We start from the raw sequence: 23,197 nt of genomic DNA, 5'->3' as shown, positions 1-23,197 counted from the left end.
AGCCATTTGGGGCACTGCCGCGCCGGACGCTACAGTGGGAAGTCGGTCTGTGTCGATGTGACAAGACCGTTCTGAAATGAAGTCCCGCCGACGATGTGGAAGCCATGAACAGCGTAGATCCTCGCAGCCCTCTGGTGTTCGACACCCGAGTTCTGGGAAGGCGTGCCGGTTCCATGAGCGAGTTCCAGCGCATCGTCCGGCTGGACAGTGAGATGGGCACGGATGTCATTGCCATCCCCGCCGGGGAGGAACTCGAGATCGATGCTCGGCTCGAGTCCGTCCTGGAAGGTGTGCTCGTCTCCGGAACGGTCGAGTCGGTTGCACGGGGCGCCTGCGTGCGGTGCCTGGAGACGATGAGCCTGCCTGTGCAGGCTCGCTTCCAGGAATTGTTCGCCTACGCCGACCGCGCGACCCACCATCATGAGGTGGGAGACGACGACGAAGACCAGTACGTGTTGGAGAAAGACCTGCTCGATCTCCAGCCCGTACTCCGGGACGCGGTGGTGTTGCAACTTCCGTTCCAGCCGGTTTGCCGGACGGATTGTCCCGGTCTGTGCTCCGAGTGCGGTCAATCTCTTGCCGATGACTTGGAGCATTCCCACGAGATCATCGACCCCCGCTGGGCGTCTCTTACCGGTCTATTGACCGACGGCGTCCACGTTGAAGAGAAGAGGAACTGACGTGGCCGTCCCCAAGCGGAAGATGTCGCGCTCCAACACCCGCTCCCGTCGCGCCAACTGGAAGGCGATGCCTACAGCTCTGGCTACGTGCCCGAGCTGCTCGTCGCCGAAGATGCCGCATATTGCCTGCTCGTCCTGTGGCTCCTACAACGGGCGTCACTACGCCGTCGCCGAGCGCAGCGAGCACCAGGCCTGACCCGCGGCGCATGGCTTCCAGCCACAAGAGCGGACGTGGTGAAGAACGCCCTGTCGTTGAGCTCGTCGACCGGATCCACGAGATCTTGGGTGTACGGCTCGATGAGGGCGCTCTTCGTCATGCTCTGACACACCGCAGCTATGCCTATGAGAACGGCGGAATCCCCAACAACGAGCGCTTAGAGTTCCTGGGCGATTCGGTGTTGGGGCTCGTCGTCACTGAATCGCTGTACAGCGATCATCCTGACCTTGCCGAGGGGCAGCTGGCCAAGCTGCGCGCGGCTTGCGTCAACATGCGCGCTTTGGCGGCAGTCGGTCGGACTCTCGGATTGGGAGACTTTCTTCTCCTCGGGAGAGGAGAAGAAGCGACTGGGGGCCGGGACAAAGCCTCTATCCTCGCCGACACTGTCGAGGCGGTGATCGGGACGGTGTATCTGGCCGAGGGGATCGAGACTTCTCGTGTTTTCGTGCACCATCTCGTTGATCCGCTGATGAAAGCGTCCACCAGGCTCGGGGCAGGCCTTGACTGGAAGACCAGTCTGCAGGAACTCGCGGCATCCGGTGCTTACGGGGTTCCCGAGTACAAGGTCTCCGAGAACGGACCCGACCACGAGAAGGTTTTCACTGCTCGCGCGGTGATCGGCGAAGAAGTTCTCGGCGAAGGCGTGGGCCATTCCAAGAAGGAAGCCGAACAACGCGCTGCCGAGGTGGCCTGGACCGAACTGGACCGCCGTGCCCAGGTCGCCACCAGGGAAGCCGCCGATATCGTGGAAGCGGCTGAAGGTCCCGCCGATGTGCAAGGGACACATGCCTGAGCTTCCCGAAGTGGAGGTGGTACGGCGAGGGCTGGAAGAACATGTCCTCGGCCGTACCATCGGCGCATTGCATCTGTCCGGATCCAGGGTTGCTCGTCGACATCTGTCCGGCGCCTCGGACCTGTCCGCAAGAGCTGCTGGCCAACGCTGCATCGCGGTCGAACGGAGGGGGAAATATCTATGGATGGTTCTGGCCCCTTCCTATGAGGCCTTGATCATCCACCTGGGGATGAGCGGTCAGATGCTGGTCTCGTCGAAGGAATGTCCTCGGCATAAACATCAACATGCCACCTTTGACTTCGACGACGATGGATTTCAGCTCCGCTTTGTCGATCAACGTACTTTCGGCGGGCTGGCCTGGTCGGACCTTATCCCTGACAGTAAACTCACGTATTCTGAATTAGCTCACGGTGTTCCTGCTTCGATCGCGCATATTGCGCCGGATCCGTTGGAAGCCGGATTCGTTCCGGAAGATCTGGCGATGGCACTTCGAAAACGGAGAACAGCGGTCAAGCGGGCTTTGCTCGATCAGCGTCTCGTGAGTGGAATCGGGAATATCTATGCTGACGAAGCTCTATGGCGTGCCGGGGTTCATGGTGAACACCCGGCTTCTGCGCTCAGCGCCGACCGCATCATCGGATTGATCGGGTACGCCCGCGAAGTCATGACCGAAGCGCTGGACGCCGGTGGGACGAGCTTCGATGCGCTCTACGTCAATGTCAATGGTGCCAGTGGCTACTTCGAACGTTCACTTCAGGTGTACGGCCGAGCCGGGAAACCCTGCTCCCGGTGCGGGAGTGCGATATATCGAGAGTCCTTTATGAACCGTTCTTCGCACTTCTGCCCTCGTTGCCAGCCTCTACCGCGTTGAACGAGCGCCCTTGAGATCATCCCTGCGCTGCAGATGACCGTACAGCGAGGCCCTACGATCTCAGACATGGAGAAGGTGACCATTTTCGTCCGAGGCCGGGTCCAAGGGGTCGGTTTCCGCTGGTGGACCAGATCGCGGGCCCTTGAACTCGGACTCGTGGGTTTCGCGAGAAATATGGCAGATGGTCGCGTGGAAGTGTGTGCCCAGGGTGATCCTGCAGCCCTCGAACAACTGCATCTTCTGCTGGCGGAGAAGCCCAGCAGCGCAGGTCGCCCTGGCCGTGTCGAGTCAGTGGTGGTGCAGCGAGGAAATATACGTCCTGATCTTGTCGGCTTCGCTGAACGATGAGAGTGGTGACGACCCTCGGCGCAGGACGAGCGCAGCCACCCTGCTGAGGGCTATTTAGCAGGGCTGCTGGCCGTCGGCGCAGGCGAACCCGGTGGCGTGGTGGAAGGAGCCAAGGTCACTTGGTCCTCTGGGGGGACAGTGATGGTCACTGGCTCTCCCCACTTGTCGTAGAGCGTGGTGCTCGGGAGACCGTTGACGACATTGACCATCTTGCGGGGTAGATATTTATCGTCCAGCCAGTACTCGACTTTGGAAGTGCCTGCATCACCTGTGGCTGCGGCTGTGCTCCCTGTGGGTGCATTCAAGGTCAACGAGAAATGTTTCGTCTTCTTGCCGTTGACATCTTCCTCGCCCACATAGGTGATCAGCTGAACGAGATTCTTGCTGTCGTCGGGTACGGCGCTGACCGAGGCCAGGATCTGGTCGGCACGTTGCCCGACCGGAGCCTTGATCCATTTATCGCTGCTATTGCTCGTGCGCGAGTACAAGAACTTGTCGGCCACGACGAAGTCTTGCGACTTCCCCGTGGGGCTCTTCATGGTGACCTGGCGTTTTACGTTGCCGGGGTCAGAATTATCGATCACTCCCGAAGACGTCATGACCGATCCGGATTTTCCGTATTCGCTCGTGAAGCTGTGGCTCTTCAGCTGCTTCACGCCGAAACGCGCGGTCTCGAAGAATTTGTTCTTGTCGACCTGCTGTCCGGGCTGGAGCTCGCCCAGGTTCGGGGCGGAGGAACTCGCCGCGCCGGTGGGCTGCGGGGAGGAACCACCCGAGCACGCCGTGAGCGCCAGGGGTGCTGCGAGCACCAACATGGTCAGCCGTCGGGCCAGGGCGGAATTCATAGGTCTCCTTCTCCGGGGCTCGCGGCGAGGTGGTCGTGAAGCCGAAGGACGAGCCGTGTCTGATGGGCGGAACCACTCCAGGGTACCGGGGAGGCGGCCCCCTGTGCCTTTTCGGCTGCTCCTGCCGGGACGTCAAGGCAGGGGGAGGGGTACCGGCCGGGGCCTCGACAGGTCAAGGTGCCGGATCGAGGGGATGAACGACCGGGTTGTGGTTGCCACTCGAAGAACGGGCAACCACAACCGCTCGAGATCAGGGCTTGGCAGCAGGAGCTTGGGTGACCTGGTTGGCCGGGGGTTCGGTGATGGCTGGCTTCTCCCCCCACTTGGAAAAGGTGAATTCACCGGAGGGCATGGAGCCCTTCACCCGGAAACCTTTCTCGTCGAACCAGAAGTCGAACTTGTCCGTGGCGCCGCCGGGGGATCCTGCGGCATTGCCTCCCCGAGCCGGTTGGCCGGGCATTTTCATCGAGAAGCGGCTGGTCTTCTTGCCGTCGAGATCCTCCTGGCCGACACAAGTGATGCTCTCGGTGCTCTCGTCGATCTCTCCGTTCGCGAAACTCATTTTTGCGAAAGCCATGAGATCAGTGTCTTGTGCTGTCGACTTCTGATACTTCTTGTTGCTTTCCGGGGACATGATGTAGGTGTCTTTGCCGATGAGGATGATGTGGGTCTCGGTCTTCTTGGGTGACGTGATTCGCATCGACATCTTGGGCGAATTGCTATCGGTTCTGTCGATGTCTGCCACAAGAGTGCTCTTCCCTTCCGGGCTCGGCGGAAGTGTCCCTGCGAAATGGAATGCCTTTTTCTTGTCGGCATCGCTCTTCGTTGCCTCCAGGAAGGCGGCTTTCTCCACAGTTTTGCCCGGCTCGCAGAGCTGCATCAGGCTCTTTCCGGAAGCTGCTGGAGCAGCGTTCTTCTTCGCACCCGAATCGTTGCTGTCGGACCCGCCGCATGCGGTGAGGACGAACGGAAGCAGGGCAAAAGCGGCTAGGCCGCGACGAAGACTCATGGGATGGAGTTCCCCTCAATGCATGGTGTAGGTGTCCACGAACAGTGCCTGTCAGCCTAGGGGGAGCCTCGCCGAACCGTGAATCGAGTCCAGCCGATACCGCCGATCGTTGAGGACGGTGTGCGGCATCATCGCAGGCTGCGGCGTCGCGGGTAGAGTGGCTGCGTCCATTTACGGAGCCAGGAGAGACGAACGCCGTGTACGTCAAAAGTCTTACCCTCAAAGGCTTCAAATCTTTCGCCTCGGCGACTCATCTCCGTCTGGAACCTGGCATCACCTGCATCGTCGGTCCGAACGGTTCGGGTAAATCCAATGTGGTCGACGCCCTCTCCTGGGTGATGGGGGAGCAGGGCGCGAAATCCCTGCGCGGGGGCAAAATGGAGGACGTCATCTTCGCCGGGACGGCCGGCCGCCCGGCGTTGGGCCGGGCCGAGGTCACGATGACGATCGACAACAGTGACGGCGCACTGCCGATCGATTACGCAGAGGTCACCATCAGTCGGATCATGTTCCGAGGGGGCGGCAGCGACTACGCCATCAACGGAACGACCTGCCGCCTCATCGATATCCAGGAACTGCTCTCCGACGCCGGGATCGGCCGGGAAATGCATGTGATCGTCGGTCAAGGGCAACTGGACGCCGTTCTGCGCGCGACACCGGAAGAACGGCGAGGCTTCGTGGAGGAAGCCGCGGGGGTCCTCAAACACCGCAAGCGCAAGGAGAAAGCGCTGCGGAAGCTGGCGACGATGGAAAGCAAACTCGTCAGGGTGAAGGACCTCACTGCGGAGATCCGACGACAGCTGGGCCCGCTCGGTCGGCAAGCTGAGACAGCACGACGGGCAGCATTGATCCAGGCTGAGGCCCGGGATTCCCGTCTGAGGCTTCTTGCCGATGATCTGGTCCAGCTGACCACGACCCTGGACAAGGAGATCGCCGGAGAGCTGGAGACGACCAGGAGGCGAGATCTCCTCGCCGAGGAGACTCGGCAGGGGCTCGAGCGTCTGAAGACCGTAGAAGAACGGATCCGGTCCGACGCTCCGCAAGTCAAACGGGCTGAGGAATGTTGCCACGCTCTGAGCCTTCTGACGGAACGACTCGAAGCGGTCGCGGATCAGGCCGGCGAGCGTGAACGGCTCCTGAGCTCCCCGGCTGAAGAGAGCCGCACCTCGGGACCGGACCCGGCACATCTGCAGACCCAGTCGGTAGCGGCACGCGAGCAGGAAGCCAAGCTGGCAGCCGAGCTGCATGTGCTCCGGGAGGAGCTCGAGACCTCGAGCGATCAACGGGAGCAGCTGGAGAAAGCCTGGAACGCCGAGCGTGCGCGACTCGATCGCGCCGAACGAGCCGCAGCCGACCGGAGGGAAGGGTTAGCGCAACTGGCCGGTCAGGTGGCTGCCCGGAGGAGCCGCGTGGACTCACTCCGCGAGGAGATCGGCCGCCTGCGACAGACCGTGGCGCAGTCCGAGGAACGTGCAGGGGCCGCTGCCGCAGAGTTCGCCCGACTTGAATCGAGCATCGTCGCCGACGAGGACGGAGAGACCCTGCTCGACGAGGCTTACGAGAAAGCACTCGATGCGTTGGCTGCACTCCGCGCTGAGGTCGACGCGATCCGCGAGCAAGAACGTGCTGCCGAAGGCGATCGCAGCGCGGCCCAGGGAAGACTTGAGGCCTTGGCGCTGGCGCTGCGTCGCAAGGATGGTGCTGCGGTCCTTCTCGGTGACGGTGAGAACCCCGCCCACCCCGGAGTGAAGGGGTCATTAGCTCAGCTCATGACGGTGCACGCCGGTCACGAGGCTGCGATCGCAGCGGCATTGGACCGTGCGGTGGACGCGGTGGTGGTCGATACCGTCGATACCGTCGATACCGCGATCACCAGACTTCGTGATCAGGACGCCGGTCGCGCGGTCCTCCTGCTTCCGGGAGAGCTCGGAGAACAGGCCGTGATATCGACGGAGGAGGAAGCCGGGGCGGACTGGGTGCGGGCACAGGACGTGGTCGAGGTGCCTCCGCAGATCCGAGCGGTGGTGGACAGGCTGCTGTCCGGGGTGTTCCTCGTGGAGGACGCAGTCGCCGCCAGAGATGTTCTTCGTGCCTTTCCGGAGGCGAGCGCAGTGACCAGACAGGGGGATGTCTACGCGGCGGATTTCGTCCGAGGCGGGAGCGCTTCGGTGCCCAGCCAGCTGGAACTCCAGGCAGCGCGGTCTGAAGCCGAGGAACGGGCCGCTGCGGCGGGTGCCCGACGGGATCGTTCCCGTTTCCGGATGCGTGAACTGCTGGCAGAGGTCAGCGCATACGAGGCGGAGGCCGAAGCGGCGTTGACCGATCTTCATGCTTCGGACGCACGGATCAATGCTCTTGCCGAACGGCTCGGGGGCCTGGGCGCGCAGGTGAGGTCAGCAAAGGCGGAGTGCGCGAGGGGTGAACGAGCGATAGCGCGGGTTGCACAGCAGCTGGAGGACGGCGAACGAGAACTCGCTGCCCTGCAGGGAAGATTGGCGGCAGCTGAGGAAGAGCCGATTTCTGCCGCTGAGTCGTCGGTCGAGGAGAGGGATCGTCTGGAGCGCGCGCTGGCCAAGGCCCGAGCAGAAGAGACCGAGGTACATCTGCGTCTTCGCGGATGTGAGGAAAGAGTCCGCTCGGCCAAAGGGCGTGCGGAAGCCCTGGAGGCCAGGGCGCGAGCTGAGTGTGCCGCTCGGGAACAGGCGGAAAGGCGTCGTCGCCGGAGGGAGCACCAGAGGCTGGTGGCGGCCGGTATCCGTGTACAGGCACGACAGGGAGCGGCACGGTTACGGGACATCTCGGAGAAAGCAGAGAAAGCGCGGGACGAAGCGGTCTCCCGCCGGGAGGCGGAGGAACGCGGTCTGCGTGATATGCGCTTGAAAGTGGGGGAGCTCACCGACTCCTTGCGTGAATTGACGGATTCGATGCATCGGGACGAAGTCGCTCGTACCCAGCTGCGGTTACGTATCGAGCAGGTGCAGAACCGGGCGGTGGAGGAACTGGGCATCGAACCGGATTCGCTTGTCGAGGAGTTCGGGCCTCATCGTCCGGTTCCTGTGCTCACCGACGTGGGCCGTGTTCCGGGCGCGGGCGGCTCCGAGTCACTGTCCTTCCATCCGTACGTGCGGGTCGAGCAGGAACGGCGGCTGCGTTCTGCGGAGCGAGGCCTCTCCCGGCTGGGGAAGATCAACCCCCTCGCGCTGGAGGAGTATGCGGCGCTCGAGGAAAGGCACCGTTTCCTGGTCGAACAGCTGGAGGATCTCAAGAGCGGTAAGCGCGATCTGCTGGCGATCGTGAAAGAGGTGGACGATCGGGTGGAAAAGGTTTTCGCCGAGGCTTTCGCCGACACGGCCAGGGAGTTCGAAGGCGTTTTTTCCCGTCTCTTTCCCGGCGGAGAAGGAAAATTGGTGCTTACCGATCCGAACGATCTACTGACGACGGGTATCGAGGTGGAAGCACGGCCGCCGGGAAAAAGGATCAAACGTCTCTCCCTGCTCTCCGGCGGAGAGCGCTCGTTGACGGCGGTGGCGCTGCTGGTGTCGATCTTCAAGGCCAGGCCTAGTCCCTTCTACATCATGGATGAGGTCGAGGCCGCCTTGGACGACACCAACCTGGGGCGGCTCATCGGGCTTTTCGAGGAGCTCCGGGACTCCAGCCAGCTCATCGTCATCACCCATCAGAAACGCACGATGGAAGTCGCCGATGCGCTGTACGGTGTGACGATGCGGGGTGATGGAGTGACCACCGTGGTCTCACAACGGATCCGAGGCCTTGCTCAGGTCCCAGGCCTTTCCGGTTCGAACACGGCTGTGGACGACGTTCGTACGGCGCAGAGCTGACAAAATACGAATAATGCCTATTCGTGCCGTTATTCGATCAGATCTGCTGGTGAAGGGGAGTCCTTCGGCAATCGTTATGAAGGAGTGACCGCCAGGTGCCCCCCCGGATGCAAACCGTTCAGGGAGACCTAAGACAATTGAGTCATGGTCGCGCTGATTCTTTTCGTTCTTGTCACTTTCGTCATCGGCTGTCTAGTAGTAGGGGCGGTCACCGTGGAGGCACGACGGGAAGGGCGATACATCCTTACCGAGCGCAACCGTTCTCGGGTCGCGCTGGCGCGAGAGCGTTCGGAGGCGATGGGCCGCCTGGCTCGTCGGCAGTCGGCTGCCGTGGCCGCGAGCGTCACGGACCGGGAAGGCGAAGCCGCTCGGGTCTGAGAGCTTCGCAGATTCGGTTCGGCCGGGTCGGTTCTCGTCGTCCTTGACCTCATCAGGTCTGGGCCTGAGGAGAACTTGACCCGGCCGACCGAGTCGACACCCGTTCTGACGAATCAGCAACCTTCTGAGTGGTGGCTCGACCGAGAACTCGTCGTGACCAGTCAGTGGTTCGACCGGCCCTAGTTGTCGTCACGATGACAGGATGTGCCTGTGGAACAGTTTCTTGCCGATTTCTGGGCTCTGCTCGTCACCGGAACGCTGCTTGTCCTCGCGCTTCTGGTGGGCATGGTCTCGCTGCTCCGAGGGCAGCGACGTCCCGGGCCGGAAGAGGACCGGCAGGCGTCGCCTCGCGCATCCGAGAAAGACCTTGCAGATCAAGCGGGTTCCAGATCGCCGTCCGGGACGCTCGTCCCGGGGCCGGGCGCGCCCTCGTCCGCGGAACACCCTGATGCCGTGGTCGGGCGGATGCACCGTCTGCGCGACCGCCTGTCCCGGAGCAACTCCGGTATCGGGCAAGGGCTTCTCAACCTGCTGTCGCGAGGTCATATCGACGAGACCACTTGGGAAGACGTCGAGGACACACTTCTGGCGTCGGACCTGGGAGTCGAAGCGACCCAGGAACTGATCTCCTCGTTGAAACAGCGGGTGCTCGTGGAGGGGGTCCGCGACGAGACCACTGTTCGTGGATGGCTCCGCGAGGAGCTGATCCGGATCGTCGATCCGACGATGGACCGCGAGGTGACTTCCACCAGACAAGGTGACCGGAGCGCAGTGGTGCTCGTCGTCGGAGTCAACGGGACCGGGAAGACGACCACTGTGGGGAAACTGGCCAGAGTCATGGTGGCCCAGGACCACGAAGTCGTCCTGGGTGCTGCTGACACCTTCCGCGCGGCGGCCGCCGACCAGCTGCAGACGTGGGGGGAACGGGTCGGTGTCCGCACGGTGCGTTCGGACCGTGAAGGGGCGGATCCGGCATCGGTGGCTTTCGACGCGGTGAAGTCGGCGAACGAGACCGACGCAGATGTGGTCCTCCTGGATACCGCCGGTCGGCTGCACAACAAAGCGAACCTGATGGCGGAGCTGGCCAAAGTGAAACGCGTGGTGGAGAAGATCTCCCCCATCGACGAGGTCTTGCTCGTCCTGGATGCCACTACCGGTCAGAACGGGTTGGTGCAGGCCGAAGTCTTCGGAGAAGCTGTCGATGTCACCGGGATCGTATTGACGAAATTGGACGGGACAGCCAAGGGCGGGATCGTCGTCGGTGTCCAACGCAAGCTCGGAGTTCCGGTGAAACTCGTCGGCCTGGGAGAAGGCCCGGACGATCTCGCACCGTTCGATCCCGAGACCTTCGTCGATGCCATTCTCGGGTGAGTCCGCGGCCAGTGGGTAAGTGGTGCAGGACATGAAAGAGTCACCCCAGAGCGGGGGTGTCGTCACGGCTGATGCCAGCGCGGTTCCGCGTATCGGGGCGCCGGCGGGGGTGGCGAGAATCGCCAGGAAGGTCGGCTCGCTCTTCGTCACACTGATTCTTGTCGTGGTGCTCACCGGCAGCTTCGCCGTCTCGGCGAGACTCGCCCATGTCGCCTTCGGCCGGCACGACGTTTCTGCAGCCGTGGGACAGCAGCTGACGTGGCTGGAAGGCCAGACGTCCTCGGATGCACCGGACAGGATGCAGAAGAAGCACCGTGACGGAGCTTTCCTCCAGCTGGTCCTGACCGGAATGGCTGCGGCGCATGACGAGAGTCGACCGGCTGCGGTGCGTTTACCGCTGCTGAGGGCTTATCTCTACCGGGTGGAGCATGAAGAGATCAAACAGCGGTACGTTGCGGCTGCTCTTCCGGAGAACGGAGCTTTCTACCAGGGGTGGACTCTGCTCCTGGCGACCCAAGTGGCTCGGTTGTCCGGTGAGGAAGCCGACGCCAAGGTCGTTCGGGAGAAGGCGTCACCGCTGGTCAACGCTTTGACAATGTCTCCCTCGGGGCTCCTGGCCTCCTATCCCAATGTCTATCGGCCGGTGGACAGCGTGGTGGTGGCCGGCGCTTTGCGTCGTGCGGACGAGATTGTGGGCGTGCCCGGGGTGACGGAGGCATTGGCGACTTGGGTGCCTCGGTTGGAACCGTTGCGTGACCCCTCGACGAAACTGTTGCCGCACGTGACCGACGCCACCGGGCGGAGCATCGAAGGTCCTCGGGCGACATCGCAGGCGATCATCCAGATCTTCTGGCCGTCGATCGACCCCGCTACTTCGAGCCGTGACTGGGTGGCTTTCGAGAACACGTTTCTGTGTCCTCGGCTGGGCCTGGTCGCGGTATGCGAGTTCCCAGGTGGTTGGTGGGGAGTCAGCGATGCTGACTCCGGGCCGTTGATCGTGGGGGTCTCTCCTCTCGCGACGGTGATGACGATGGCTGCTGCTCGAGCTCACGGAAATGAAGAACTGGCTGTCCAGATTTCTAGGGAGACGGCACTCTTCGAGGTTTTGTCCTCGGAGAAAGGCGAGAAGAAGCACTACAACTCGGACTCTTGGCCACTCAGCGACGCCGTGATCGTTGCCAGCAGGGCGGTCCCGGTGTCTCGTGAGCTCCCGGGGGTCGACGACCGCGATCCGGTGGCTTGGAAGGCCTGGGTCCTATGCGCTCTGATCCCGGGTGTGATCGCGGCGGGTGCTTTGGCCTGGCGGGTGATGGGCCGGCGTCGGAGATTGTCGGGCCCCTTGGAGCATGATGCCGCGCCTCCGGACGCTCCCTCTTCCAAACGTTGGTCCTAGGTGCCAGGGGATTGGTAGGCCGAGTACAGGAGTTTCCCAGGGTCAGCGAATACTGTTTCAGCTGTGGGAGACAGGGGTAAGGCCCCGGCCGCGGGTGAGGTGGCCGGGGCCACTCTCATGTCTGGGGAGTCCTGAGGGGTCCGTGATTCAGCCCCCTTTTCAGAGTGTCTGCTCGACGCACTTCTGTGTTCACTTCTTGACTACAATATCCTCGGCAACGATTATGTCGGCATGGCCGACAGTCTTCTCGGCTCCGCCGACAGCACTCCTGGTGCGGGTTCGCAGAGTGCTCTGCGGTCTGCGAACACCAGGCGGGTGCTGGCCTGCCTGACCGAGAGCGGTCCGATGACCCAGGTGGCCTTGAGCAAATCCACGGGACTGTCACCGGCGACGATCTCCAATCTGGTGGCCAAGCTGCGTTCCGAAGGCGTGGTCGCCACCTCTCCGACCACATCGTCGGGGCGGCGGGCAGTGCTCGTCGAGCTGGGGGGTGTCCCGCAGTGCAAGGTGGCTGTCGGTATCGACATGGGCCGTCGGCATCTGCGCATCGCGCTCTGCACACTGAATCGCGAGGTCGTAGCCGAGAAAGCCGTGGGGCTTCCTGCGGACCATCATGCGGAGGACAGCATCGGCTTGGCCGATCGAGTGCTCACCATCCTGCTCGAACGCGCAGGACTCGAGCGGTCGCAGGTCGTTGGTTGCGGCGTCGGGATCCCGGGGCCGATCGATGCCGGTTCGGGGAAGATCGCACACGGGGTGATCCTCCCCGCCTGGGTGGATTTTCGTCCGATCGACCGGCTTCGGGAAGTGTTACGGCGGCCCGTGTATCTGGATAATGACGCCAACTTGGGAGGCCTGGCGGAGATCACGTGGGGTCCTTATGCCGAGGCCGGCCATCTGCTGTACGTCAAAGTGGGGACGGGAATCGGTGCTGGACTTGTGCTCTCCGGGCAGGTGTATCGGGGAGCGATGGGGATCACCGGCGAGATCGGGCACATTCCTGTCGCCGAGCACGGGCTGGTCTGCAGGTGTGGGAATAGGGGCTGTCTGGAGACGGTGGCTTCCACCTCGGTGATGGTCGAGGCGCTGGTCAAGGCCGGAGTGCTGGAACATGACGCGGGGATCGCACGGCTGGTGGAGACGGTGCGGGCCGGAGATCCCGCAGCCGGTCGGGTCGCGGAGGACGCAGGGATGGCGCTGGGGCAGGTCCTGGGAATGATGGTCAATGTGCTGAACCCGGCTGTGGTGGTGATCGGGGGCTCTCTGGTGGGGCTGGGAGGCGATCTGCTTGGTCCGGTCAGACGGGGCATCCGGCGTTTCGCTTCTCCGACGGTGAGTGCTCGTACCGAGGTGGTGCTCTCGTCGTTGGGGGAGCGGGCAGAGGTTTTGGGGGCGTGCTCGCTGGTTTTCCAGCAGGAATCGGAAAATACATGGCTGCTCCCTTCGAGGTGCTGACCGGTCGTCACTGACGGGGGCGCACCCTCGCGGAGGAACTTTCTCATATTTCAGACAGCTGTTGTCGACATCGGCGAAGGTCGGACCAGGGCCTTAACCGAGGATCTGGTAGAGCTCAGTCGACTTCTCCCTCGGTCTTTTCCGTCGCTCCAAAGAAAGCTTTCCGAAGCGCTGTCAAAGAGGGACCCTGGAGTGGGGGCACTGGCCCGCAGAACCGTTATGTGTTCATGACTTGACCGCAACGGGCTGGCCAGGGTTCACTTCTTCAACGGGCAGGGTCGCTCGGCGTCTCCCGCCCGGAGAACCCGGAGGGAGTACGACGAGGTATGACGGGCGAAAGCGCGCACGAGAACATTCTCGAGATGCGGCAGATCACCAAACGCTTCCCAGGCGTGAAGGCGCTGGACGAAGTGTCGCTGATCGTGCGCCGCGGTGAAGTCCATGCCATCTGCGGCGAAAATGGTGCCGGGAAATCGACCCTGATGAAAGTGCTCTCCGGTGTCTACCCCTATGGGAGCTACGAAGGACAGATTCTGCTCGACGGCCAGGAGGTCCGGTTCAAGGACATCAAGGCTTCGGAGTCGGCCGGAATCGTCATCATCCACCAGGAACTCGCCCTTATCCCAGAACTCTCCATCACTGAGAATCTTTTCCTGGGTAACGAAGTCACGTCCTATGGCGCGATCGACTGGCGCGCTGCGAACTTGCGCGCACAAGCCCTGATGGACCGTGTCGGTCTGCGTGAGGATCCGGACACGAAGATCAAAGATCTCGGCGTAGGTAAACAGCAGCTGGTCGAGATCGCTAAAGCCTTGGCGAAGGATGTCCGGCTACTGATCCTCGACGAGCCCACCGCGGCTTTGAACGAGACCGACTCCGAACATCTGCTCGAACTGATCTCCGACCTGAGGTCCAAGGGGATCACCGCGATCATGATCAGCCACAAACTCAACGAGATCGAAGAAATCTCGAACTCCATCACCATCATCCGTGACGGCCGCAGCATCGAGACCTTGGATGTCGACGCTGGCGGTGTCAACGAGGATCGGATCATCCGAGGAATGGTGGGACGATCCCTGGAGAGTCGGTTCCCCGAGCGGATCCCGCAGATCGGCGACGTCTTTTTCGAAGTCCGTGACTGGACGGTGCAGCATCCGGTCGTCTCCGAACGTCTGGTGTGCAAGCACTCCGACTTCACGGTCCGCAGGGGAGAGATCGTGGGATTCGCCGGGCTCATGGGGTCGGGGCGGACCGAACTGGTGATGAGCTTGTTCGGGCGTTCCTACGGGGTCTGGTTGGGAGGCCAGGTCTACAAGGAAGGCCTGCCCATCGAGATGAAGAACGTCAGTCAGGCGATCAAACATGGCGTTGCCTACGTGAGTGAGGACCGTAAGAACCTCGGTCTGAATCTCCTCGACGACATCAAGAAATCGACTGTTGCGGCGAAACTCCGCAAAATCGCACCGATCAATGTCGTCGATGCCTTCGCCGAACGAGGTGCCGCCGAGACATTTCGTCAGGACTTGCGTATCAAAGCGCCTACCGTCGATGAGGGGGTGGACAAACTCTCCGGTGGTAACCAGCAAAAAGTGGTGCTCGGAAAATGGATGTTCACGGACCCTGATCTGTTGATCCTCGACGAACCCACCCGGGGCATCGACGTCGGAGCCAAGTATGAGATCTACACGATCATCAACAAGCTGGCTCAGGAGGGAAAGGGAATCATCGTGGTCTCCTCCGAGCTTCCTGAACTTCTTGGTCTCTGCGATCGGATATACACCATCTTCGAAGGATCGATCACGGCATGCCTGCCTGCGGCCGAAGCAGATCAGGAACGTCTGATGAAGCACATGACCCAGGCCGTGAAGGCGTGAGGAGAAAGACGACAATGGAATTGATCAGGAAGGTCGTAGGCGGAGACCTGCGGCAATTCGGTATGATCTTCGCGCTGGCCGTGATCCTGGTGTTCTTCCAGTTCCGGACCGGTGGGTTGATGTTGACCCCGGACAATCTCATATCCGTGGTCAGTCAATACTCCTACATCCTCATCCTGGCCATCGGTATGGTGATGGTCATCATCGCTGGGCATATCGACCTGTCGGTCGGATCGGTAGCAGCCTTCGTCGGCATCATCGTCGCCAAGCTCATGCAGAACGGCACGCCTTCCTGGGTCGCCTTTCTCATCGGGTTGTTGATCGGCGCCGCCGTGGGAGCCTGGCAGGGATACTGGGTTGCCTACTGGGGCGTCCCCGCATTCATCGTGACCCTCGCAGGAATGATGATCTTCCGAGGCGCCAATCAATGGGTGGGGAACAGCCAGTCGGTTCCCGTCCCGGAGGATTTCCAATACATCGGTGCCGGGTTCCTCCCCGAACTGCACACCGGGCTCCCCTACAACGAACCGACGTTGATCATCGGTCTGCTGGCCACGGCCTATGTCGTCTGGCACGAACTCCATGACCGGCGTATCCGGGTCAAGATGAAGGCGACTGTGGTGCCGATGATCGTGACCATGCTGCGGATCGTGCTCCTGTCTGCTGTGCTCGTCTCGGCGACACTGCTCTTCGCCTCCGGTCGGCCTGGGACCTCCTTCCCCGTCTCCGGATTGGTCCTCGTCGCACTCGTCCTGCTCTACTCCTTCGTCACCGGACGCACCGTCTTCGGCCGCCATGTCTACGCCGTCGGTGGCAACCTGCGCGCAGCGACCCTGGCCGGGGTGAAGACACAGCGGACGAACTTTTTCGTCATGATGAACATGTCGGTCCTCGCCGCACTGGCCGGGATGATCTTCGTCGCACGCTCGACGGCATCCGGGCCCCAGGACGGGAACAGCTGGGAACTTGACGCCATCGCTGCGGTCTTCATCGGTGGGGCCGCAGTCACCGGAGGCGTCGGCACCGTCATCGGTTCCATCGTCGGCGGACTCGTCATGGCCTTCCTGAACACCGGGCTCGCGCTCGAGGGCATCGGATCCGACCGGGTCCAGATCATCAAGGGCCTGGTTCTCCTCTTCGCCGTAGCGATCGACGTCTGGAACAAGAAACAAGGCAAGCCCAGCATCATCGGACATTTTCTGAAATCCCGCAACGACAACGGTGTCCCACGGGTATCCCCCACCACCGGAGCCGACGCGACCCAGCCCTAACCGGGGCCTCTTCCTCCACACTCACCACGAGAAAAGAGAAGTCATGCGTTCCATCGCGATCAAGGCCGCAGCTGTGAGCGCCGCCGCGCTGCTGGCCCTGACAGCCTGCGGTAACTCCAGCCGCGAGACCGGGTCCTCCGCCGGTGGCGGAACCGCCAAGGGCTTCCCGGCCGACGCCATGGTGGGCGTCGCCCTGCCCGACAAGACCAGTGAGAACTGGGTCCTCGCCGGAAAACTCTTCGAGGACGGGTTGAAAGAAGCCGGGTTCAAGGCTGACGTGCAATATGCGGCTGCCACCAACACCGTTGCTGATCAGCAGAACCAGATCCAAGCAATGGTGACCCGCGGCGCAAAGGTGATTTTTGTCGGAGCGAAGGACGGCAGCCAACTCGGCACCCAGGCCAAAGCAGCGAAGGATGCCGGAGCAGTCGTCGTCGCCTACGACCGTTTGCTGAAGGAGACCCCCAACGTCGATTACTACCTGGCCTACGACAACCGCAAGGTCGGGCAGTTGCAGGGCAAAGCGCTACTGGAGGGGATGAAGAGCAAGAAGGCGGAGGGCCCCTACACGATCGAGCTCTTCGCCGGGTCTCCCGACGACGCCAACAGCCAGGTCTTTTTCGACGGGGCCATGGACGTCCTGAAACCGGAGATCGAGAAAGGCTCCGTGGTCGTCGGCTCCGGGCAGAAGGACTTCAAGCAGGCCACCACCGAAGGGTGGAAGGCCGAGAACGCCCAGCGTCGGATGGATACCATCCTGACCAGTACCTATGCCGCTGGCAAGACACTTGACGGCGTGCTCTCCCCGAATGACACCTTGGCGCGAGCCATCATCACCTCGGCCCGTTCTGCAGGTAAGCCGATCCCGGTGGTCACCGGTCAGGACTCAGAGGTCGCCTCGGTCCAGTCGATCATGAAGGGCGAGCAGTACTCGACGATCAACAAGGACACCCGAAACTTGGTCAAGGCAGCCATCGACATGGCCAAGGCGTTGCAGAAGGGCCAGAAACCGGCGATCAACAACGAGAAGGACTACGACAACAAGGCCAAGGTCGTGCCTGCGCAGCTGCTCGACCCGCACATCGTCACCAAGGCCAATGCTGCCGAGGAATACGCCAATGATCCCAACCTGTCGTCGTTGACCAAATAGGACCACGGGTGGGGCCCTTCAAGTGGCTCCGGCTTCTCGAAATGCGTCCGATCAGCGGTGCCCACCGATGATGACCAGGTGGGCACCGCTGCCATGTCGTCGGATCCGATCATGTCGGAACCATGCGGATGTACTCCTTCGCGGGCCTGGACGCCGCCCTGTCGACGCGATCCGGGCGGACGCACACGAGAGCCCCCCGATTCGTTAGCCTTGGCAGGTGTTCAACAGCCTGTCAGATCGCCTCGCCGCGACCTTCAAGAACCTGCGCAGCAAGGGCCGTGTCACCGAGCGCGACCTGAATGCGACCATCCGTGACATCCGGGTCGCCCTCCTGGACGCCGATGTCGCCCTACCTGTCGTGCGGCAGTTCACGGGGCAGGTGCGTGAACGTGCGCTGGGCAGTGAGGTGCACGAAGCGCTCAACCCGGGTCAGCAGGTCGTCAAGATCGTCCATGAGGAGCTGGTCTCTGTCCTGGGTGGACAGACCCGCAATCTCAACCTCGCGAAGAACCCGCCCACGGTGATCATGTTGGTCGGTCTTCAAGGAGCGGGTAAGACCACCCTGGCCGGGAAACTCGGATACTGGTTGAAGAGCCAGGGGCACACACCGCTGCTGGTGGCCGCCGACCTGCAGCGTCCGAATGCGGTCACCCAGCTCCAGGTCGTCGGAGAACGGGCCGGCGTGCCGGTCTACGCGCCGGAGAAGGGCAATGTCGCAGGCAATGACGCTGCCATCGAAACAGGATCGGGGACACGCGGATTTGGCGACCCGGTGCAGGTCGCGCGCGATGGTGTCGAGCAGGCTCGGCGAGATCAGCACGACGTGGTCATCGTGGACACCGCCGGACGTCTGGCCATCGACGAAGAGCTGATGGCCCAGGCCGCCGACATCAAGAACGCGGTCCGCCCCGATGAGATCCTCTTCGTCATCGACGCGATGATCGGCCAGGCTGCGGTCGACACGGCCACAGCCTTCCTCGACACTCTCGACTTCACCGGTGTCGTGCTGTCCAAACTGGACGGTGACGCCCGAGGCGGCGCCGCACTCTCTGTTGCCGGGGTCACCGGCCGGCCCATCATGTTCGCCTCCGTCGGGGAGCAGACCAAGGACTTCGAGGTCTTCCACCCTGACCGGATGGCCAGTCGCATCCTCGACATGGGTGACGTACTGACCCTGATCGAACAAGCTCAGCGGGCTTTCGACCAGCGTCAGCAGGACGAGATGGCCAGGAAGTTCCTCACGGACGAGGACTTCACCTTCGACGACTTCCTGCAGCAGATGTCGGCGATCAAGAAAATGGGCTCGTTGAAGCAGCTCTTGGGCATGATGCCCGGGATGAACCAGATGCGCGACCAGCTCAATGCGCTCGATGAGCGTGAATTCGACCGGGTCGAGGCCATGGTGCGTTCCATGACCCCCTTCGAACGCACACACCCCAAACAGATCAACGGATCGCGTCGGGCTCGTATCGCCAAAGGCTCTGGCGTGTCGGTGACCGAGGTCAACCAGCTGCTGGAGCGCTTCGGTGAAGCGCAGAAGATGATGCGTCAACTCCGCCGAGGGGGTGGGATCCCCGGGATGCCAGGCATGCCCGGCATCGGGGGAGGATCCGCCCGGAAGAAACAGCCCAAGAAGAAAGGCAAGTCCGGGAACCCGGCCAAGCGTGCCGCGCAGGAGAAAGCCATGGCCGAGCGCCAGGCTCAAGCACGGGAAACCGCTCTGCAGAATGCCTTCGGCGGGCCCGGAGCACTTCCCGAAGACCTTGCCGATCAGGGGAAAGCTCTCGGCGTGGGGCCATCACAGGGAGTGGCCCCGCAGGCTGGGAATACTGCTGGCCTCGATCCGGCGTCCTTGCCCAAAGGCTTCGACAAGTTCCTCAAAGGCTGATCGACGAAGAGTCGTCCACGTCACGGCACGGGAGCCGCGATAGGTTCAGGCCTATGAGCGCTCCCGTGCTGCACGTCTCAGGTCAGATCCATGTCAGCGCCGACGAGATCCGCGATGACATCTGGGTCGTCGACGGCCGGGTCAGCTATGCCCCCCCGAGCTCGACGGTCGACGTCGAGACCGTTCGTGGGCATGTCTATCCCGGAATGGTCGACGCCCACTGCCACATCGGTCTGGAGCAACACGGTGCAGTCGATCCGCATCGTGCCGAAGCTCATGCGCTGGCCGAACGCGACGCCGGGGTGCTCCTTGTCCGGGACGCCGGATCGCCGGCTGACACCCGATGGCTTCAAGAACGTGAAGATCTTCCCCGGATCATCCGCGCCGGGCGCCATATCGCCCGGACCCGGCGGTACATCCCGAACTTCGCCCATGAGATCGAACCGGATCTGCTCGTCGACTATGTGCGCCAGGAAGCTCGATCCGGTGACGGATGGGTGAAATTGATCGGGGACTGGATCGACCGCGAACGCGGCGACCTAGGGATCTGCTGGCCGGTCGAGGTGCTCTCCCAAGCTGTCGCAGCAGCTCACGAAGAAGGTGCTCGTGTCACCGCGCACTGCTTCGGTGAACAATCGCTCGTCGATTTCGCCGTCGCCGGCGTCGACTGCATCGAACATGCCACCGGGCTGGTTCCCGAGACGATCGACACCTTCGCCGCACAGCGGATCGCCATCGTTCCGACCCTGGTGAATATCCTTAACTTCCCTGACTTCGCCGCTGCCGGGCGCCGTCGTTTCCCCAGTTACGCGGCACATATGCTCGATCTCCACCGTCGCCGCTACGAGACGGTCAGCGCTGCTCACGAAGCAGGTGTCCCCATATACTGCGGCACCGATGCCGGCGGACAGATCCCTCATGGACTGGTCGCCCACGAGGTCCTCGAACTGTCTCGAACCCGGATGGGTGTCGACGGAGCCCTGGCAGCGGCGACATGGCACGCCCGGGAGTGGCTCGGCCGACCCGGACTCGAAGAGGGCGCCGAAGCCGATTTCCTCGTCTTTCTCGACGACCCACGTACCGACCTACGCATCCTCGGCCGTCCTCATCGGACCGTGCTACGTGGCCGACTCGTCCGGTGACTTTTCCCATGGATCGTGCCTTTCGTGAAAAGAATCCCGAGAGCCGAATTCCGCAACCGGCCACTGAGGAGAATGTCCTCGGCCGGGCGATGAGCGCCCAAGGGGAACGGGTCCACGTCGCCACTGTGACCGCAGCGGACATCGTGCCCTATCGCATCGCCGTCGAAGGCTCCCGAGCCAGGCTGTCCCGGTGGAATCCCGTCGACCCGCACGACCTGTCACGGCATCTGCGTTGGCAGTCCGCTTCCCATCGCACCTTCATCGTCCATGCTTCCGAGCCCGAAGGTGACCATGACATCGTCGGCCGGATCAACGTGACCAATGTGGTGCGAGGACGCGCACTCGCTGCGGCGATGGGTTATGACGCGTACGATCCTTACGCTGGCCGTGGGCTGTTCGCCGAAGGTCTGCGACTCGTGGTCGACCTGGCTTTCGCGCCGGAACCGATCGGCATGGGCCTACACCGGGTGGAGGCCTCAGTGCAGCCAGGAAATGTGCGTTCGGCAGGTCTTCTCCGCTCCCTGGGGTTCCGTTTGCGGGGGGAATGGCCGGAATATCTGTGGCTTCCGGACGAGACCGGGCGTCACGCATGGCGGGACCATCTGAACTACGGGGTCGTCTCGTCGGAATGGCCTGCCCGTCCCTATGCGCCTGTGACGCGACGGAGGACGACCGTTGTGCTTCCTGCCGGGGCTCTCGACAAGCCGACCGGAGTGACAACGGCCGCGCAGTTGGCGGACGAGCTGAGCGCCGTGGTGCTCTCCGCGGCGCAGGCTGAGACACTCGGTTCGCAGGCCGCTGTCCAGATGCTGCGGGCGGCAGATGCCGTCATTCTGGAGGATTGCGTTGTGACCCGGCAGATGGTGGAGGACTTGTCCACCTGCTGCTCCCCGTTCGTGCTCTCCGCAACGGAATGGGCCGACCTGCTCGTTCGGGGTGGGCCGATCGGGACGGTCTCGGTGGCTCTGCGTGCGAGAGCCTGCGGGTCGCAGGCAGTACGCTGCTTCGCTTCCGACCGGAATGGGCCGGACTCTCGGCTTGCCTGAGACGAGGGGATCACGGATATCCGTGCTCGGCGTCAGCTGGGGGCGGCAGGAGGGAAGACCAAGTCGAAGGGGCGATATGCCCGAACTGGCAGTTCGTTGCGGTCTCGAACAGCTCCTGGCGCTTCAGTCAGTTCGGTGGGCTGGTCCGGTGAGCCGGTGCACCTGGTCGGACAATGCCGTCGACATCGGCATCAGCCCTTGCGAGCCACCGATACGGTTGGTGATCCCCTGGATCTGGCGATCGATCTCGTCGATGGCGGATCCGATGGCCGCGATGGCGGAGGCGGCTTCTTCCGCGGCTTCCTGAGCGGCCCGGACCTGAGCGCTGATCCCGTCGGAGGACTGGGTGGTCTCGTTCGCGAGATTCTTCACTTCTCCGGCTACTACCGCGAAACCGCGCCCTGAGTCACCGGCCCGGGCGGCTTCGATGGTGGCATTCAACGCCAGGAGCCGGGTCTGGGAGGCGACGGAGGAGATGAGTCGTACCGCGGTTTCGATCTCGGTGCTCGCACGTTCGAGTTCCTCGACGGTGGACCTGGCCTGTTCCGCGGCGTCAACAGCACCTTTGGTCGTGTGGGACAGCGCCTCTGCAGCTTCCCCCAGTTCCAGAGCCGCACCGCTCAGACGGCCTGAGACGGCAGCGACCTCCTCGGCGACCTCGGTGCGTTCGTGGTCGCGCCGGGTCAGCTGTGTGTCGTGGGCGAGCATGGACTCCCGGGCCGCGTTGATGGCCTTGGCGCCCTCCCTGAACTGCCCGGGCATACCTCGTAGCAGCACCACCCGGTAGAAGCGGCCTTCCGCGGAGGCACGTAGGCAGGCCTGGGTCTCGCGGGTGTAGGCCTCCAGGAGGTCGAGCGCTGTGTTGACATGGTGCCCGAGGCGGACTGCCGGTTCGGGGGCGTCCAGGAGGACGACCCGGGCGTCGAGGTCTCCTTCGGCGATTCGGTACATCACTCGGCCGATGCTTTCCACCGCTTCGGTGAGGGTCAGCGTCGTGTTCTCAGGGGCGGCCCCGTCCGTCCGCTTCATCATGCGGCCCTGCGGTGCGCAGGAGTGGTCCGGTGGATCAGATCCCATACGTATTCGTCGTAGGTGACACCTCTGTCGGCCAGCGCTCGAGCGACTAGACCCAACCCTGCCGTGGCGGCCTCTCGGCGATTGGTGTGTCGGTTCTCTTCAGCGCGCATCAGGGCGTAGAGCTCTTCGACTTCGTCGATCGCGGCTCGTTCCGGGCATCGTCGGCTGGAGTGGTATCCGACGGTCGTGCCTGCACGGTCGTGGGTCGGGGTGACGTGGGCGAGCACCCAGTAGTGCCCCCCGTCCCTGGATCGGTTCTTCACATAGGCGAAGATCTCTTTTCCTTGCGAGATGGTGTCCCAGAGCAGCTTGAACACCCCTGCAGGACAGTCCGGATGTCGCACGATGTTGTGGGGTGCGCCGATCAACTCCTCCTCGCGGTATCCGCTGATCCGGACGAAGACGTCGTTGGCGTAGGTGATGATGCCTTTCAAGTCGGTTTTGCTGACGATGAGTTCGTCGTCCCCGAAGGTGATCTCGTGGTCGCGGGGAACAGGGACGGGTGCGGCAGCTGACACGGTTCTTCTCCGGGTGGGGCGGTGGGGCGGTG

20 protein-coding genes are annotated in these 23,197 nt (G+C 62.8%); 16 read left to right on the top strand and 4 right to left on the bottom strand.

The features are described from left to right. Window positions 1-104 precede the first annotated feature (104 nt). From AUCHE_RS00735 to AUCHE_RS00720, 5 genes are read left to right on the top strand one after another with little or no spacing between them, the layout of a single operon-like run. On the top strand, window positions 105-680 hold the full coding sequence (locus AUCHE_RS00735) for a YceD family protein (protein WP_006501337.1): 576 nt from the start codon (window positions 105-107) through the stop codon (window positions 678-680). Window position 681: 1 nt separating this feature from the next. Further along, on the top strand, window positions 682-876 hold the full coding sequence (gene rpmF / locus AUCHE_RS16010) for a 50S ribosomal protein L32 (protein WP_006501336.1): 195 nt from the start codon (window positions 682-684) through the stop codon (window positions 874-876). A 10-nt stretch (window positions 877-886) separates the two neighbouring features. Further along, on the top strand, window positions 887-1,690 hold the full coding sequence (gene rnc / locus AUCHE_RS00730) for a ribonuclease III (RefSeq protein ID WP_006501335.1): 804 nt from the start codon (window positions 887-889) through the stop codon (window positions 1,688-1,690). Beyond that, the gene (gene mutM / locus AUCHE_RS00725) at window positions 1,668-2,561 is read left to right on the top strand and encodes a bifunctional DNA-formamidopyrimidine glycosylase/DNA-(apurinic or apyrimidinic site) lyase (protein ID WP_306301873.1); all 894 of its coding nucleotides are present in this window, start codon (window positions 1,668-1,670) and stop codon (window positions 2,559-2,561) included. Before rnc ends, mutM begins: the two co-directional genes overlap by 23 nt. 33 nt (window positions 2,562-2,594) lie before the next feature. Then, complete coding sequence (locus tag AUCHE_RS00720; protein WP_052024727.1) at window positions 2,595-2,909, top strand: acylphosphatase; 315 nt, start codon at window positions 2,595-2,597, stop codon at window positions 2,907-2,909. Window positions 2,910-2,959: 50 nt separating this feature from the next. Here AUCHE_RS00720 and AUCHE_RS00715 read toward each other — a convergent pair whose 3' ends face one another. Both AUCHE_RS00715 and AUCHE_RS00710 read right to left on the bottom strand, forming a co-directional pair. Next, window positions 2,960-3,754 (bottom strand): LolA-like protein, encoded by a 795-nt coding sequence (locus tag AUCHE_RS00715; RefSeq protein WP_006501333.1) that lies wholly within the window; start codon window positions 3,752-3,754, stop codon window positions 2,960-2,962. A gap of 250 nt (window positions 3,755-4,004) precedes the next feature. After that, a complete protein-coding gene (locus AUCHE_RS00710; RefSeq protein ID WP_006501332.1) occupies window positions 4,005-4,763 on the bottom strand; it encodes a hypothetical protein in 759 nt (252 codons plus the stop codon). 197 nt (window positions 4,764-4,960) lie between these two features. Between AUCHE_RS00710 and smc the strand changes: the two genes are divergently transcribed. The 11 genes from smc (at window position 4,961) to AUCHE_RS15350 (ending at window position 21,570) form a co-directional block, all read left to right on the top strand. Continuing rightward, window positions 4,961-8,602: a chromosome segregation protein SMC gene (gene smc / locus AUCHE_RS00705; RefSeq protein ID WP_006501331.1), complete on the top strand. Its 3,642-nt coding sequence runs from the start codon at window positions 4,961-4,963 to the stop codon at window positions 8,600-8,602. Window positions 8,603-8,746: 144 nt separating this feature from the next. Beyond that, the gene (locus tag AUCHE_RS00700; RefSeq protein WP_006501330.1) at window positions 8,747-8,980 is read left to right on the top strand and encodes a hypothetical protein; all 234 of its coding nucleotides are present in this window, start codon (window positions 8,747-8,749) and stop codon (window positions 8,978-8,980) included. A gap of 210 nt (window positions 8,981-9,190) precedes the next feature. After that, window positions 9,191-10,351 (top strand): signal recognition particle-docking protein FtsY, encoded by a 1,161-nt coding sequence (gene ftsY, locus AUCHE_RS00695; protein WP_006501329.1) that lies wholly within the window; start codon window positions 9,191-9,193, stop codon window positions 10,349-10,351. Between the two features lie 31 nt (window positions 10,352-10,382). Next, window positions 10,383-11,744, top strand: a complete 1,362-nt coding sequence (locus AUCHE_RS15355; RefSeq protein ID WP_074788481.1) for a hypothetical protein — start codon at window positions 10,383-10,385, stop codon at window positions 11,742-11,744. A 231-nt stretch (window positions 11,745-11,975) separates the two neighbouring features. After that, on the top strand, window positions 11,976-13,199 hold the full coding sequence (locus AUCHE_RS00685; RefSeq protein WP_006501327.1) for an ROK family transcriptional regulator: 1,224 nt from the start codon (window positions 11,976-11,978) through the stop codon (window positions 13,197-13,199). A 326-nt stretch (window positions 13,200-13,525) separates the two neighbouring features. Next, window positions 13,526-15,073: a multiple monosaccharide ABC transporter ATP-binding protein gene (gene mmsA / locus AUCHE_RS00680; protein ID WP_006501326.1), complete on the top strand. Its 1,548-nt coding sequence runs from the start codon at window positions 13,526-13,528 to the stop codon at window positions 15,071-15,073. Between the two features lie 14 nt (window positions 15,074-15,087). Further along, window positions 15,088-16,344: a multiple monosaccharide ABC transporter permease gene (mmsB, locus tag AUCHE_RS00675; protein ID WP_006501325.1), complete on the top strand. Its 1,257-nt coding sequence runs from the start codon at window positions 15,088-15,090 to the stop codon at window positions 16,342-16,344. Window positions 16,345-16,387: 43 nt separating this feature from the next. After that, on the top strand, window positions 16,388-17,494 hold the full coding sequence (locus AUCHE_RS00670) for a substrate-binding domain-containing protein (RefSeq protein ID WP_006501324.1): 1,107 nt from the start codon (window positions 16,388-16,390) through the stop codon (window positions 17,492-17,494). Between the two features lie 217 nt (window positions 17,495-17,711). After that, complete coding sequence (ffh, locus tag AUCHE_RS00665; RefSeq protein ID WP_006501323.1) at window positions 17,712-19,382, top strand: signal recognition particle protein; 1,671 nt, start codon at window positions 17,712-17,714, stop codon at window positions 19,380-19,382. A 53-nt stretch (window positions 19,383-19,435) separates the two neighbouring features. Further along, window positions 19,436-20,524, top strand: a complete 1,089-nt coding sequence (locus AUCHE_RS00660; protein WP_006501322.1) for an amidohydrolase family protein — start codon at window positions 19,436-19,438, stop codon at window positions 20,522-20,524. Window positions 20,525-20,532: 8 nt separating this feature from the next. Then, entirely contained in the window at window positions 20,533-21,570 is a 1,038-nt protein-coding gene (locus AUCHE_RS15350) for a GNAT family N-acetyltransferase (protein ID WP_006501321.1), read from the top strand. A 123-nt stretch (window positions 21,571-21,693) separates the two neighbouring features. Here the strand turns inward: AUCHE_RS15350 and AUCHE_RS17660 are convergent, their stop codons facing one another. Both AUCHE_RS17660 and AUCHE_RS00645 read right to left on the bottom strand, forming a co-directional pair. Then, complete coding sequence (locus AUCHE_RS17660) at window positions 21,694-22,602, bottom strand: methyl-accepting chemotaxis protein (protein ID WP_052024724.1); 909 nt, start codon at window positions 22,600-22,602, stop codon at window positions 21,694-21,696. Further along, window positions 22,599-23,165 (bottom strand): PAS domain-containing protein, encoded by a 567-nt coding sequence (locus AUCHE_RS00645; RefSeq protein WP_006501319.1) that lies wholly within the window; start codon window positions 23,163-23,165, stop codon window positions 22,599-22,601. Before AUCHE_RS00645 ends, AUCHE_RS17660 begins: the two co-directional genes overlap by 4 nt. Window positions 23,166-23,197: the final 32 nt, after the last annotated feature.

The organism is Austwickia chelonae NBRC 105200 (assembly GCF_000298175.1).
GTDB classification, from domain to species: domain Bacteria; phylum Actinomycetota; class Actinomycetes; order Actinomycetales; family Dermatophilaceae; genus Austwickia; species Austwickia chelonae.
This window is presented reverse-complemented; position numbering and strand designations above follow the sequence as displayed.

Coding starts and splice junctions, on each gene's coding strand:
- AUCHE_RS00735 (WP_006501337.1), top strand. CDS start 105: ATGAACAGCGTAGATCCTCGCAGCCCTCTGGTGTTCGACACCCGAGTT.
- rnc (WP_006501335.1), top strand. CDS start 887: ATGGCTTCCAGCCACAAGAGCGGACGTGGTGAAGAACGCCCTGTCGTT.
- mutM (WP_306301873.1), top strand. CDS start 1,668: ATGTGCAAGGGACACATGCCTGAGCTTCCCGAAGTGGAGGTGGTACGG.
- AUCHE_RS00720 (WP_052024727.1), top strand. CDS start 2,595: ATGACCGTACAGCGAGGCCCTACGATCTCAGACATGGAGAAGGTGACC.
- AUCHE_RS00715 (WP_006501333.1), bottom strand. CDS start 3,754: ATGAATTCCGCCCTGGCCCGACGGCTGACCATGTTGGTGCTCGCAGCA.
- AUCHE_RS00710 (WP_006501332.1), bottom strand. CDS start 4,763: ATGAGTCTTCGTCGCGGCCTAGCCGCTTTTGCCCTGCTTCCGTTCGTC.
- AUCHE_RS00700 (WP_006501330.1), top strand. CDS start 8,747: ATGGTCGCGCTGATTCTTTTCGTTCTTGTCACTTTCGTCATCGGCTGT.
- AUCHE_RS15355 (WP_074788481.1), top strand. CDS start 10,383: ATGAAAGAGTCACCCCAGAGCGGGGGTGTCGTCACGGCTGATGCCAGC.
- AUCHE_RS00685 (WP_006501327.1), top strand. CDS start 11,976: ATGGCCGACAGTCTTCTCGGCTCCGCCGACAGCACTCCTGGTGCGGGT.
- mmsA (WP_006501326.1), top strand. CDS start 13,526: ATGACGGGCGAAAGCGCGCACGAGAACATTCTCGAGATGCGGCAGATC.
- mmsB (WP_006501325.1), top strand. CDS start 15,088: ATGGAATTGATCAGGAAGGTCGTAGGCGGAGACCTGCGGCAATTCGGT.
- AUCHE_RS00670 (WP_006501324.1), top strand. CDS start 16,388: ATGCGTTCCATCGCGATCAAGGCCGCAGCTGTGAGCGCCGCCGCGCTG.
- AUCHE_RS00660 (WP_006501322.1), top strand. CDS start 19,436: ATGAGCGCTCCCGTGCTGCACGTCTCAGGTCAGATCCATGTCAGCGCC.
- AUCHE_RS15350 (WP_006501321.1), top strand. CDS start 20,533: ATGGATCGTGCCTTTCGTGAAAAGAATCCCGAGAGCCGAATTCCGCAA.
- AUCHE_RS17660 (WP_052024724.1), bottom strand. CDS start 22,602: ATGATGAAGCGGACGGACGGGGCCGCCCCTGAGAACACGACGCTGACC.